Annotated in this window: 14 protein-coding genes; 3 read left to right on the top strand and 11 right to left on the bottom strand. The window is 32.9% G+C overall.

Annotated elements, in window-relative coordinates; genetic code table 11:
• The first annotated feature begins 40 nt into the window (after positions 1-40).
• Together LOS86_RS06635 and LOS86_RS06630 are read left to right on the top strand one after the other, a co-directional pair.
• Positions 41-544 carry a hypothetical protein gene (locus LOS86_RS06635; protein ID WP_231843830.1) on the top strand — a complete coding sequence of 168 codons (504 nt, stop codon included), beginning with the start codon at positions 41-43 and terminating at the stop codon, positions 542-544.
• A gap of 1 nt (position 545) precedes the next feature.
• On the top strand, positions 546-1,412 hold the full coding sequence (locus LOS86_RS06630; RefSeq protein WP_231843829.1) for a DUF2971 domain-containing protein: 867 nt from the start codon (positions 546-548) through the stop codon (positions 1,410-1,412).
• 218 nt (positions 1,413-1,630) lie between these two features.
• Here LOS86_RS06630 and LOS86_RS06625 read toward each other — a convergent pair whose 3' ends face one another.
• The 4 genes from LOS86_RS06625 to LOS86_RS06610 are packed head-to-tail and all read right to left on the bottom strand — an operon-like array spanning position 1,631 to position 3,209.
• Positions 1,631-1,807, bottom strand: a complete 177-nt coding sequence (locus tag LOS86_RS06625) for a hypothetical protein (protein WP_231843828.1) — start codon at positions 1,805-1,807, stop codon at positions 1,631-1,633.
• On the bottom strand, positions 1,794-2,009 hold the full coding sequence (locus LOS86_RS06620) for a hypothetical protein (protein ID WP_231843827.1): 216 nt from the start codon (positions 2,007-2,009) through the stop codon (positions 1,794-1,796). The genes LOS86_RS06625 and LOS86_RS06620 overlap by 14 nt, the downstream gene beginning before the upstream one ends.
• A 9-nt stretch (positions 2,010-2,018) precedes the next feature.
• Positions 2,019-2,414 (bottom strand): DUF5675 family protein, encoded by a 396-nt coding sequence (locus LOS86_RS06615; RefSeq protein ID WP_231843921.1) that lies wholly within the window; start codon positions 2,412-2,414, stop codon positions 2,019-2,021.
• Between the two features lie 36 nt (positions 2,415-2,450).
• Positions 2,451-3,209 carry a hypothetical protein gene (locus tag LOS86_RS06610; RefSeq protein ID WP_231843826.1) on the bottom strand — a complete coding sequence of 253 codons (759 nt, stop codon included), beginning with the start codon at positions 3,207-3,209 and terminating at the stop codon, positions 2,451-2,453.
• Positions 3,210-3,413: 204 nt separating this feature from the next.
• Between LOS86_RS06610 and LOS86_RS06605 the strand changes: the two genes are divergently transcribed.
• Entirely contained in the window at positions 3,414-3,677 is a 264-nt protein-coding gene (locus tag LOS86_RS06605; RefSeq protein ID WP_309508790.1) for a hypothetical protein, read from the top strand.
• A gap of 514 nt (positions 3,678-4,191) precedes the next feature.
• Here LOS86_RS06605 and katG read toward each other — a convergent pair.
• The 7 genes from katG to ilvC form a co-directional block, all read right to left on the bottom strand.
• Positions 4,192-6,513 (bottom strand): catalase/peroxidase HPI, encoded by a 2,322-nt coding sequence (gene katG / locus LOS86_RS06600; RefSeq protein ID WP_231843825.1) that lies wholly within the window; start codon positions 6,511-6,513, stop codon positions 4,192-4,194.
• A gap of 195 nt (positions 6,514-6,708) precedes the next feature.
• Positions 6,709-7,671, bottom strand: a complete 963-nt coding sequence (locus LOS86_RS06595) for a transporter family protein (RefSeq protein ID WP_231843824.1) — start codon at positions 7,669-7,671, stop codon at positions 6,709-6,711.
• 1 nt (position 7,672) lies between these two features.
• Positions 7,673-8,713, bottom strand: a complete 1,041-nt coding sequence (locus LOS86_RS06590) for a cytochrome-c peroxidase (RefSeq protein WP_231843823.1) — start codon at positions 8,711-8,713, stop codon at positions 7,673-7,675.
• A 258-nt stretch (positions 8,714-8,971) separates the two neighbouring features.
• Complete coding sequence (locus LOS86_RS06585) at positions 8,972-9,751, bottom strand: MbnP family protein (RefSeq protein WP_231843822.1); 780 nt, start codon at positions 9,749-9,751, stop codon at positions 8,972-8,974.
• A gap of 125 nt (positions 9,752-9,876) precedes the next feature.
• Entirely contained in the window at positions 9,877-10,254 is a 378-nt protein-coding gene (locus LOS86_RS06580; RefSeq protein ID WP_231843821.1) for a hypothetical protein, read from the bottom strand.
• Between the two features lie 58 nt (positions 10,255-10,312).
• Positions 10,313-11,554 carry a threonine ammonia-lyase IlvA gene (gene ilvA, locus LOS86_RS06575; RefSeq protein WP_231843820.1) on the bottom strand — a complete coding sequence of 414 codons (1,242 nt, stop codon included), beginning with the start codon at positions 11,552-11,554 and terminating at the stop codon, positions 10,313-10,315.
• Positions 11,554-12,600 (bottom strand): ketol-acid reductoisomerase, encoded by a 1,047-nt coding sequence (ilvC, locus tag LOS86_RS06570; RefSeq protein ID WP_231843819.1) that lies wholly within the window; start codon positions 12,598-12,600, stop codon positions 11,554-11,556. Before ilvC ends, ilvA begins: the two co-directional genes overlap by 1 nt.
• Positions 12,601-12,604: the final 4 nt, after the last annotated feature.

Raw genomic sequence — 12,604 nt, 5'->3', positions numbered from 1 at the left:
ATTCACAACATTTAGTAGCTTTGTAAAAATATATAATTTAATGCAAAATAGTATATTCATAACATATAATCCGGATTCAATAAACGAAAAAAATATTGCTATCGATCTTTTTCGAAAAGGTAGACAAAATGGATACTTTATTTATTTACCGGAAAGAAATTATTTTAATAGACTTTCTCCACAAACTAAAGCAAACATTGATTCTTCAAATTGGTTTGTAATTTTTTCAACCACTAATTTATCTAAAACAGTAACAGAAGAAATAGAATATGCGTTAAAATCAAAAAAAGATAATCAAGTCATTGTAATATATTCTAACCATAATGGGAAAAATATTGATTTTCAAGGTAAAAATCCTATTGAAATGTATATTGATGATTATGATTTAAATAGTCTGGAAAAATTTAAAATTGATTTGTTTGAAAGAATTTCTTCAGATAAAAAGACTCAAAATAAAGAAGGAGTGAGTGGTTTAGAGATTTTACTTGGTGTGGGTGCTGCAATACTGTTGTTGGGTGCTTTAACAAGCAAAAAAGAAAAGTAAAATGGTAGAGGAAATAAATAGAAAAAATCCTGTATTTGAAGCTCTTAAATTAAGTTTAGAAAAAGAACTTAGTGATTTACTTGAGAATAATTCACTTCAAAAAACTTCAAGACGTAATAAAACACTTTACCATTATACAAATTTATCTGGTTTAAAAGCAATAGTTGAAAATCAATGTTTTTTTTCAAGTAATTCTGCATATTTAAATGACAAAAAGGAGTATTATTATGGTATAGAATTATTTAAAAAATGTATTGAAGAAAAGAAACATAAAATTAGTAACCAAGAAGGCTTAAATATAATAAACTCCATTCAAAAAGAATTGGATAATAAATTAATTTCAAATCACTATGTTACTTGTTTTTCATTAGATGGTGATCTATTAAGCCAGTGGAGAGCTTATGCTGATGATGGTAAAGGAATTGCAATCGGACTTGATTTAAAAAAATTAATTGAAGGTTTTCAACCTAAAGCTAATGGAATGTTTATTGAATATAGTCTTGAAAATCAAAAAGAAATAGTAGAAAAAATAATTGATAAGAGTTATGAATTTTATTTATCTAAATTAAGTGTTCTAAATATTCTTAATGAACTAGATTTATATAAAGTAATTGCTCAAGAAATTAATGAAATTATTGATAAATATGTCGGTCAATTTAAACATAGCTCGTTCAGTGAAGAGAAAGAATTTAGGTTTGATTTATCAATTGATAAAGATTACAATGAATCTGATGATATTATTTCATATAGAATTAGTAAAAACAATTTATTAGTTCCTTATCTTGAACTCAAAACAAATTATAAACTTGAAAAAGAATTTAGAGAAAAGAATAATATAGAACTTGATGATTTAGAAAAAAATAAATAATTCAAAATAAAACAGTTACCCATAACTGATATCATAATTGGTCCATCTCTTGATTTTGAACTAAATAAACATTCAATAAAAGATTTTTTAAAAAAGAATGAATATTTAGAGGTTAAAATTTCTCCATCTGATGTCCCATATAGAATATAAAAAAGCCAAGTCGCGAGACTTGGCTTTAATTTTGTTTAACCCACAGGTCACCACAACATAGGCTAAACTTACTTTTTGCGCTTCTTATTTAAGCTTTTAAGTAGTAACGAAATCGTAAAACTGACAACTGCTCCAACACTAGCTAAAATAATAGTTCGTGTAATATCTTCAGATTGAATATTCGGTACAATACTTAAAAACGTTCCTCCTGCAGTTCCTACCAAAGTAGGATTATTTGCTATCATCAATTGTAGTAAGCTGACTTGCAGCTGATAAAACTCCACCAGCAACAGCTGCATAACCACCAATAGTAGTTATAATTGCAGGTAAAGCAATTGGAGCTGCTAAAATAGTTCCTCCTACTGCTGCCAATGCTAACCCAACAGTTCGAAGCACTTTAAAAAACTTTGGTGTGGGAGCTGTAGCTCTATTTATAATTTTTTTCATAATCTATGTTTAAGATTGAATAAATATTTCAACACTTTCATTTTCGTCCAAAGCTTTATAAACAAAGTCTTTAAGTTTAGTAAAAGCCTTTCTCGACATTAAACCTAATCCAGGTCCAGAAAGTTGTGTAACAGGAGCAATACAGCCTTGTAATTCCTTTTTAGCATTATTGGCTGGATGTATTAAAATATACTTTCTTTTGGGAACATCCAACAATTCTAAATGCCACTTATATTTCGCACTGTATCGCTTTCTAATAAAATATTTCCCTTCTGGAACACAGGAAACTTTCGTCTCGTTCATCTTCCACGGCAATTCAATTGTATGACAAATCAATTTACCCTCGCTTTCGAGTTTACCATTCGTTCCATCAGGGAAATAAGTTCTAGTTAAAAATAAAACCATTCTTCTAAATTCTGATTTCAAATTTCTAACTTCAGATTAAACGCCACTATCAACTTTTGCAATCGATAATGGATTAAAAGCACCATTTTTCAATGGATACATTTGACCGTTAATCTCTTGATAGAACTCAACACCTAACGCCAAAAATAAGGGCTTAGTTGAGTTAGCAGTAACTGCATTTACCTGATTAATTGGAACAGTTGCAGTTGCATCCCATGGCAAGATTGCGGTTTCAGAAGTTGCTACCACATACGTTTCAGCCTCAAAATCAACTTCTGCCCCTCCAGAAATAATCTTAAAGTGCGTCGTACCACTTGGAGCTGCAATCATATTCGCAGGAATAAAAGAAGCCAAATCTACTTTTATCTCACCTGCAACACGATCAATTGATGCCACAAACGGAGCAAATAAAGTAGTTCCCAATTTACCACGAATATTGAATTCAAAACCAAATAATAACTCGGCTTCACCATCAATAACATTACGCAAACCACGAACGCTTACTGTATCCGCTTGAATTACTTTCATCATTGCCTGTGTCAATCGACTAACCATTCTACCATCTGCAGAGTTTAAAAGCAATGGTCTAAGAGCAGTTCTTAGCATTTTTCCTGCCTTACCTGCTCTACCAAATTCAGAGCCATTCTCACGCGTTCTCTGAAACGCAGGGTCACTTGCTATTCTACTAGCATCAATTCCTCCTTTCTCACGAGCTAAGTGACCATCCTGCGTCTTATAAAAGGTAATATCCCCGATAGTACCTTTCAATTTAATTATGCCTTTCTGTCTAGCCATAATTTCTAAAGTTTTTGATTAATACTCCTTTTCAAATTTCACTTTCATTTCGATAATCGTTGCAACTAAATCCGGAATGATTTATTCAAAGTTTCATTTATTAAATTCATATTTCAAACACTCTCTTATAGAAAACATACAAAAACATAAATAATCAACTATTTTAATTATACCAATCATTCAAATTTTACTTAAATTTGTCTAATGCTGAAAGTTAGGCAAAGCCTAGTCAAAGGCATAGATAAAGTATTAAAACTAAAAGAAGTGATACCAAGCAGCACCAGGGTATGTATATATCCAAAAGACGTGCAGCGCATCATGGGAAAAGAATACGCTCAAGCAAGATTATATCTATTGAAGATTAAGAAACACTTTAATAAAGAACAACACCAACTAATCTCTATAGAAGAATTTTGCGAGTATACTGGACTTAAATTAGAACACGTAGTGCGTTGCATAGTAGGATAAAATTTAAACAGCTATAAAGACTGCTAAATCACTGAAAAAACTTGTAACTAGTTCAAAAATTAGTGTTGATATTCAAAAAATTATGCTTAAATTTACAGTATACGATTTAAGATAATTTGATTAGTTTAAAAAGGTGGTAAAATCGGTTACCCTAATTTAGTAACCTCTCACACCTCCTTTAAAATATGAAGTTTTGAGAAATGTTGTATTCTCTCCGACTCCACAGAAAACCGATGGTACACTCACTACTATCGGTTTTTTTATTAAAAGAATATATAGTACCGAAAAAACTTGCTATTCTATTCTTTTACAAAGTAAAAACTTTCAAGTCGCAGACTGGCAAGATCAAAAGTGAAACGCTCTGTGCAGCTCTCTCAACTCAATCCATCCCGAAGCTTCGGGAAAAAGAAACTCTGTGCAGCTCGGTGTAAAAAACAATGTACCAATGTGTTTAAAAGAAAAAAGGCCCGCAAACATTACATCTGCAGGCCATCCTATTTGGGTAAATAAGGACTTATTTTTTTACATCAAAACGATCTAAGTTCATTACTTTAGTCCATGCTGCAACGAAGTCGTTCACAAATTTTTGTTGGTTATCGTTTTGCGCATACACTTCCGCAATTGCTCTTAACTCAGAATTAGAACCAAAAATCAAATCCGCACGAGTAGCTGTCCATTTTAATTCGTTGGTTTTCATATCGCGACCTTCAAAAAGTTCCTGATCGTTTGAAGTTGCTTTCCAAGTAGTTCCCATTGCTAATAAATTAACAAAGAATGCATTGTTTAATTTATCTTTTGAAGTGCTAAAAATACCGTGTTTAGAACCATCGTAGTTAGCATTCAAAGCTCTCATTCCTCCTACTAAAACCGTCATTTCTGGAGCAGTTAATGTTAATAACTGGGCTTTATCCACTAATAATTCTTCTGTAGAAACTGTGTATTTTGTTTTTAAATAGTTACGGAAACCATCAGCCTGTGGCTCTAATACTGCAAACGATTTAACATCAGTTTGTTCTTGAGAAGCATCCATTCTACCTGGTATAAAAGGAACATTAACGGTATAACCTGCATTTTTAGCTGCTTGTTCTACTCCTGTATTTCCAGCCAATACAATTAAATCTGCCAAAGACACTTTTTTATCTTTCGATTTTGCATTAAAATCTGACTGAATTTTCTCTAACGCTGATAATACACGATTTAATTGTACAGGATTGTTTACTTCCCAACTTCTTTGTGGCTCTAAACGAATTCTCGCTCCATTGGCACCTCCTCTTCTATCAGAACCTCTATAAGTAGAAGCTGAAGCCCAAGCCACCGCAACCATATCTTGAATACTTAATCCTGATGATAAGATTTGTGCTTGTAATCCTTTGATATCTTTTTCGTTTACCAATTTATGATTCACCGCTGGAATAGGATCTTGCCAAATTAAATCTTCTTTTGGAGCTTCTGGTCCTAAATAAGTAGTTTTAGGTCCCATATCGCGGTGTGTTAACTTAAACCATGCTTTAGCAAATGCTTCTTCAAATTCTTTAGGATTGTCATAGAAACGTTTTGATATTTTAGCATATTCAGGGTCAAAACGAAATGATAAATCGGTTGTCAACATTGTTGGTAAATGTTTTTTATTGGAATCAAATGCATCTGGAATAATAGCTTTACCATTTTTAGCTACCCATTGATGTGCTCCAGCTGGACTTTTTGTTAATTCCCATTCATTATCATACAAAATTTTGAAAAATCCATAATTCCATTTTGTAGGATTTCCTGTCCAAGTAACTTCCAAACCAGAAGTAATGGCATCAGCACCTTTACCTGATTTATATGTACTCTTCCAACCTAAACCTTGTTCTTCAATACCTGCTGCTTCTGGATCTGGACCAACATTATGAGCAGGGCCAGCACCATGTGTTTTACCAAAAGTGTGACCACCTGCATTTAAAGCAGTAGTTTCTTCATCATTCATCCCCATTCTAGCAAACGTTTCACGAATATCTTTTGCCGCCAAAACAGGATCAGGATTTCCGTTAGGTCCTTCCGGATTTACATAAATTAATCCCATTTGAACAGCCGCTAATGGATTCTCTAATTTTCTTCCTTCTGAGTAGCGTTGATCATCTAACCATTTGGTTTCTGGTCCCCAATACACATGCGATTCTGGTTCCCAAACATCTTCTCTACCTCCAGCAAATCCAAAGGTTTTAAAGCCCATGTCTTCTAACGCCACATTACCTGTTAAAATCATTAAATCGGCCCATGAAATCTTGTTTCCATATTTTTGTTTGATAGGCCATAACAAACGACGAGCTTTATCTAAGTTACCATTATCAGGCCAACTGTTTTGAGGCGCAAAACGTTGTTGTCCTGCACGAGTTCCTCCTCTACCATCTCCTGTTCTGTACGTTCCTGCACTGTGCCATGCCATACGAATAAACAATCCTCCATAGTGTCCAAAGTCAGCTGGCCACCATTCTTGAGATTGCGTCATTAAAGCACGTAAGTCTTTCTTTAAAGCTTCATAATCTAACGATTGGAATTCTTTTGCATAGTCAAATTTTGCTCCCATAGGATCTGACTTCTCAGAATTCTGACGCAATACATTCAAATTCAATTGATTTGGCCACCATTGTTTGTTTCTATCTACTGTTGTGGTTCCTAAAGCCGCTGGTGTAGTCTTAACAGCACTATTGTTGTTCACTTCCGTAGCATGAGGTCCACCATGAGGATTTTCTTTAAAAACACTCATTGTTTTGCCTGTAACCGGACAAATTGCCGTTTCTTGCGCTATTGCAAATAACCCAAGAAATAAACTGGTTGTTAGTAAAACATTTTTCATATTAACGATTTTTTGATTTTAATTTTTTCAAATTTCGAATAATATTCAATCGGTTTTTGAGGCTGTAGAATGTTATTTTTTATTCAATTATAGATTTTATTGATTGTTGTTATTTATAAACGATAAGAATAAACTATTAAAAAACTCCATTAATTATAAAACTAATGGAGTTGAGTATAGAAAAAATAAACTTATTTATAAACTATAATTTAGATTGAAACTCCATCGATAATTAGCTTCTACATTACCACCCGTTAAATTTTGAGTTATGGGTAACATAAAACTAGCTCCTAAAGACCATTTTTCTTTTCCAATTTCAAAACCCAATTTACTCATGAAAATATCACCTGAAGTATTTCTAACTTTTTGTCCTAACTGATAATTACTCTCATAAACCTCTCCTGCAAATCCAACCTGCGGAACAACTGTAAATGAAGCACTTTCAAACAAATAAAAAAAAGTTCCTGCATAATTGAATTGGTTACCAAACTGATAGTTTTTATCGTTTTCAGTTTTAATAACATAGTTCAATAAGGCATTCAGACCCAATTGTTTTCTTCGGATTACATATTCCGTTGCTATTAAATAATCCCAACTTCCAGTTCCTACTTGATAACTTGGATTTACACTCCCATTATTCGTTTCATCAAATTTACCCACAGGAATTTTAACGCCCGCACCCGCTTGTAAAGAATGAATAAATAGGGTACTGTCTTTATGCGTTTGATAAATTTGATATAATCCTATAACCGTAATATCACCTAACCCATTTATATTCTGATTGCCAGTATTGGTTTCTCGATTATGAAAATGATAGGGAATTTGTGCAGAAATTTGAACTCGTTTCACAACTGGAATTCGTGCCCAAACTTGTATAGTATTAAAATTTTCATCGTACCAAGAAGAATTAGAATACAATCCATCAGTACTTTGATACGATTGATTGAAATAACGAATTCCAATAAAGTTAGTAGTTAACATAGAAGCAAATCCCATACTACCGCCACTTGCCGAACAGCCACAAGCATCACACTCTTCGAAAAGGCTTGTTGAAAATTGAGGTAAATTTGAAAATGAGTCATTTGTTAAACTGTCTTTTTCTGTTGCATAGCCAAAACAAAGAGTGATGACTAAAAAGCATGTAACTATATTTTTCATGTTAAAATTCGGCAAATCTTGGGTTGGTTAAAAAATCGGTATCCGTAAGCGTTTTTAAAAAAGCTATTAACTTTGTCTTTTCTGCAGCAGTTAATGGAATGCCTAAAGTTCCCGAATTGTTTAAAGTAGGATCTAAATTTTGTGTGTTAGCAACTCCTGATGCATAATGATTTAAAACCGCTTCCAATGTGTAGAACCTACCATCGTGCATGTAAGGAGCTGTTTTTTCAATATTTCGCAAACTAGGAACTTTGAATTTGAATTTATCATGTTCTAACTCGGTAAGGCGATAGCGACCTACATCTTGTATTGAAGGATTTATTGGCAATCCATTATTTCGAAATGAATTATCAGTAAATAAATCGGTGGCATGACAGGAAGCACATTTTTGATTGAAAATTTGGTAGCCCTCAAGTTCGTCAGAGGATAAAATTCCTCCCGGTTCACTTCTTCGGTATTTATCAAATCTAGAATTGGATGAGGTTAACATCGTCATGAATTGTGCCAATGCTTTTAACATATTTTCTGAATTGATTTCGCCATCTTCAAAAGCTTGTTTGTATAATCTTTTGTATTCCGAATCGTTTTTCATCATGGCAATAATATTGATAATATTACCGTTCATTTCTAATTCATTTGAAATAGGTGCCATGGATAACAATTCGATATGATCAGCTGCACCATCCCAGAAAAATTGGGTTTGATACGCCATGTTTTGAATTGGAGGTGCATTTCGAGTACCAATTCCATCCCCAACACCATGACTAAACGTGTGTCCGTGATGGGTAAATGCATCTTCTTGAATGTGACAAAAGCCACAAGCCACTACTCCATCTGAAGCCAAGCGACCATCGTAAAATATTTTTTTTCCTAATTCAAATCCTTTTTCGGTTATAGGATTGTTAGCCATATTATAAGCTAGCGGTGGAAAATTAGATGGAACTTGGTAATTAATTGGAATATTTTGATATTCATCGGAATCATCTGATGAGCAACTGATGAAAATACCCATTGCCAACAGAATTAAATATTTTGTTTTCATATGTTCAAATTTTATTTATAAGCTGTAACATATGGTATCGCTTTTCTTTATTTAAGGTGTTGCTTTCGCAAACTTTTTATGAATGGCGATTTCATACTACTATTTTTTAGCCCAGATGGAAATGAAAAGCCCGCAAAGGAAAAACAAATTGATTTTGTTGCTAAAAAAGAGCGACCTAAGAAGCTTCTTTTTTTGCTTACAAAATTTTTGTTTTTCCTGTGGACTTGAAATGTACAGCTGGATTAGCTTCTAATGAAATTAATCGTTGTGAACGTGGTGTACTTCAAACATAGTAGGAACATTATTTGCAGAAATGTTTTGCACTTTTGTTCCACCCATTACATCTACTGCTTCTTCAAAATTAATAACAGTTGTACCATCGATAATTTTCTTTAAGTCAGCCATAATGTGAACTTGTGGTGTAATGTTAGTTCTTACCAATGCGTTATCTGGTAAATCTAAAGTAATTTCTGCATAATTATAAACATCACCTGTTTTACCTGTATGTACTCTAAAATTAGCATCAGTTCTTGAAACGGTTGTTGTAGTTCCTTCAAACTTTACAAATTTGTAACCTGCAGCCCAAGACCATGTCATTCCTAAAGCCTGAGCATCAGTCCACATAGTTCCTTGACCGTTAGCACCTGCGTTAAATTGATCTTGGTCAACTCCAATTCCGAATGTAATTTTGTTATAATTTCCAGCTGGAATGTTTGGTAAGTTTAATAAGGTGCTTTCTGCATTAGCCTCGTTTACAAAGAAATAGCTTTCGCTTTTTGGCACAGTATAAGTAGAACCGTCTGTTTTAGTTAAAACAATATTACTTACGATATAAATAGCATTGGTTGCTTTTATTTTTTCACCGTTACTATTTGTGTATTCTGTACTAAAAGCAAAATCAGCATCTCCATATACGTTATCGAATTCTAATTTTAAGTTTCCTTCTCCTGTAATTTCGTTATTATCATCATTAGAACAAGAAGTTAAGGCAATAGCAGCAACCATTGCAAGGGCAATATTTTTAAATTGTAATTTCATTTATTTGATATTTTTAGTTTAAATTTTATAATAGGAATGGTGTAGATATAGCATTTGCTATCCCATTCTTTTTTGGACATAAAAATCCTATTGAATCTTACATAAGAAACAATAATTAAAATAAATTAAACTAAAATTGAAGGAGGATGAAAGATGGACTGTATTGCAGTTAGAGCATACAAATTCTGATAATCAGAATTAATTTTGTTTGTTGTGAAAACAATACCATTGAAAGAAGTTAGCGATTTAAAATCTTCGTAAAACAAAACTTCGATTTCTTGTTTTACATTTTGCTTTTTATCGGAAGAAGTGTTTTTGTCAGCTTCAGCCGATTTAGCAAGCTCTTTCTTTAAATGACATTTACCATTACATTTAAGTTCAGGCTTTTCTTTGTTTTCACAAAGTTCTTTTACAATATAGTCATAATTAACAATATATTCCAAAAAAGGAATTGCTGGCCTAGCCAACATAAAAATACTGATAAATACTACTATTTTTTTCACCGTGCGAATTTACAAAAAAGTGAAGAAAATGTACTACAATCAGTATTTTTTTAACTAACTAAATTAATAAAGATAACAAAGGTTCTTTTTCGTTTAAATATTGAAATTGGAATCCTTTATCATGCATTTTATTTTTAACTGATGATATGTCAGCTTCATTTTTTACTTCTAATCCCACCACTACCGGACCAACATCTCTATTGTTCTTTTTAATAAATTGAAAATAGGTAATATCGTCAGACTCGTTTAAGATATCGTTTACAAATTCTTTTAACGCTCCTGGTCGCTGTGGAAATTGAATCATGAAATAATGTTTTAATCCTTCATAGATTAAAGAACGTTCTTTTATTTCTTCGGTACGTTCAATATCATTATTACTACCACTTACGATACAAACTACTGTTTTTCCTTTTATCTCATCCGCTATAAAATCTAAAGCGGCAATGGATAAAGCTCCAGCAGGTTCTACAACCATAGCTTCTTCATTATACAATTGTAAAATAGTAGAACACACTTTACCTTCAGGTACTAAAACCATATTATCTAAAGTGTTTTTGCAAACGGCAAATGTTTCTTTTCCAACTTTTTTAACTGCTGCACCATCAACAAATTTATCAATTGAAGTTAAGGCTATTGGTTCATTTTGATTTAAAGCAAATTGCATTGAAGGTGCTCCTTCAGGTTCAATTCCAAAGATTTTGGTTGCTGGACTCAATTTTTTAAAAACTGTTGAAACTCCTGCGGCTAAACCACCACCACCAACAGGTAGTAATAAATAATCAATTGTAGGAACTTGCTCTGATAAAATTTCTAAACCAACGGTTCCTTGACCTGCAATTACTTCTAAATCATCGAATGGATGAATAAACTCCAATTGATTTTCAGTAGCAAATTGTTTTGCAGCATGAAAAGCATCATCAAAAGTATCACCAGTTAAAACAATTTCCACAAACGATTTTCCAAACAATTGCACTTGTTTTATCTTTTGCTTGGGTGTTGTTTTAGGCATATAAATCTTACCCTGAATTTGTAATACCTGACACGAATAAGCTACTCCTTGGGCATGATTTCCTGCACTAGCACAAACAATTCCGTTGTTTTTTTGTGTAGTGTTCAAATGGCTAATTTTATTATAAGCTCCCCTTATTTTGTAGGAACGTACTTGTTGTAAATCTTCACGTTTTAAATAAATATTAGCCTGATACTTATCTGATAAATTCATACTGAATTGAAGTGGTGTTTTAACCACCACTCCATTCAAGTTTTCTTCCGCTTGGACTATTTTGTCAAATAGTGTCATTAGTTTAATCTTGGTCTTAATTTTCTAACTGCTGCACCCGCTTGCCATAATTCTGATTCACGGATTTCTTTAAGTTCTAATTCTAATTTTTGACGATAATCGGATTTACTTCCTTCTGAAATCACACGGTTTGCCTCTCTTCCAGAAGCTACTTCTTCGTATAAATTTTCAAAAACAGGTGTAGTGGCATCTCTAAATTTTCCTTTCCAATCTAACGCACCGCGTTGTGCTGTTACCGATGTATTGGCAAACATCCAATCCATACCATTTTCTGCAACTAAAGGCATTAAACTTTGGGTTAATTCTTCTACTGTTTCATTAAAAGCTTCTGATGGCGAATGTCCGTTTTTACGAAGTACGTTGTATTGTGCTTCAAATAATCCGGCTAATGCACCCATTAAAATTCCTCTTTCTCCAGTTAAATCAGAATACACTTCTTTTTTAAAATCCGTTTCAAATAAATAACCCGAACCAACTCCAATTCCTAATGCAATTGCTTTATCTTTTGCTCTTCCTGTTGCATCTTGGTAAACTGCAATACTTGAATTAATTCCTTCACCTTTTAAAAACAAACGACGTAATGAAGTTCCTGAACCTTTTGGTGCTACTAATATTACATCAACATCTGATGGAGGCACAATTCCTGTTTTCTCATTGAAGGTAATTCCAAAACCATGAGAAAAATATAATGTTTTCCCTGCTGTTAAATATTTTTTTACACTATTCCATGCTTCTATTTGACCTGCATCTGAAAGTAAATATTGTATTATAGTAGCGTTATCACAAGCTTCATCAATATCAAATAAAGTTTCTCCTTCTACCCAACCATCTGCTAACGCTTTATCCCAGCTTTTGCCTCCTTTTCGTTGTCCGACAATTACATTAAATCCGTTATCTCTCAAATTTAATGATTGTCCTGGTCCTTGTACCCCGTATCCAATTACAGCAATTACTTCATGCTTTAATGTTTCTTTTGCTTTTTCTAATGGGAATTCGTCTCTTGTTATTACAGTTTCGTTAACTCCTCCAAAATTTATTGTTGCCATTTTT

The sequence above is a fragment of the Flavobacterium cyclinae genome, assembly GCF_021172145.1.
In the GTDB taxonomy this organism is placed as follows: domain Bacteria; phylum Bacteroidota; class Bacteroidia; order Flavobacteriales; family Flavobacteriaceae; genus Flavobacterium; species Flavobacterium cyclinae.
Note: the sequence above shows the minus strand (reverse complement) of the source record. Positions and strands in the feature narration are given on the sequence as shown.

Bases quoted from the DNA above. Each gene is read 5' to 3' on its own strand.
- LOS86_RS06625 (WP_231843828.1), bottom strand. From the start codon at position 1,807: ATGATAGCAAATAATCCTACTTTGGTAGGAACTGCAGGAGGAACGTTT.
- LOS86_RS06615 (WP_231843921.1), bottom strand. From the start codon at position 2,414: ATGGTTTTATTTTTAACTAGAACTTATTTCCCTGATGGAACGAATGGT.
- LOS86_RS06620 (WP_231843827.1), bottom strand. From the start codon at position 2,009: ATGAAAAAAATTATAAATAGAGCTACAGCTCCCACACCAAAGTTTTTT.
- LOS86_RS06610 (WP_231843826.1), bottom strand. From the start codon at position 3,209: ATGGCTAGACAGAAAGGCATAATTAAATTGAAAGGTACTATCGGGGAT.
- LOS86_RS06635 (WP_231843830.1), top strand. From the start codon at position 41: ATGCAAAATAGTATATTCATAACATATAATCCGGATTCAATAAACGAA.
- LOS86_RS06595 (WP_231843824.1), bottom strand. From the start codon at position 7,671: ATGAAAAATATAGTTACATGCTTTTTAGTCATCACTCTTTGTTTTGGC.
- LOS86_RS06605 (WP_309508790.1), top strand. From the start codon at position 3,414: ATGCTGAAAGTTAGGCAAAGCCTAGTCAAAGGCATAGATAAAGTATTA.
- LOS86_RS06630 (WP_231843829.1), top strand. From the start codon at position 546: ATGGTAGAGGAAATAAATAGAAAAAATCCTGTATTTGAAGCTCTTAAA.
- ilvC (WP_231843819.1), bottom strand. From the start codon at position 12,600: ATGGCAACAATAAATTTTGGAGGAGTTAACGAAACTGTAATAACAAGA.
- LOS86_RS06585 (WP_231843822.1), bottom strand. From the start codon at position 9,751: ATGAAATTACAATTTAAAAATATTGCCCTTGCAATGGTTGCTGCTATT.
- ilvA (WP_231843820.1), bottom strand. From the start codon at position 11,554: ATGACACTATTTGACAAAATAGTCCAAGCGGAAGAAAACTTGAATGGA.
- katG (WP_231843825.1), bottom strand. From the start codon at position 6,513: ATGAAAAATGTTTTACTAACAACCAGTTTATTTCTTGGGTTATTTGCA.
- LOS86_RS06590 (WP_231843823.1), bottom strand. From the start codon at position 8,713: ATGAAAACAAAATATTTAATTCTGTTGGCAATGGGTATTTTCATCAGT.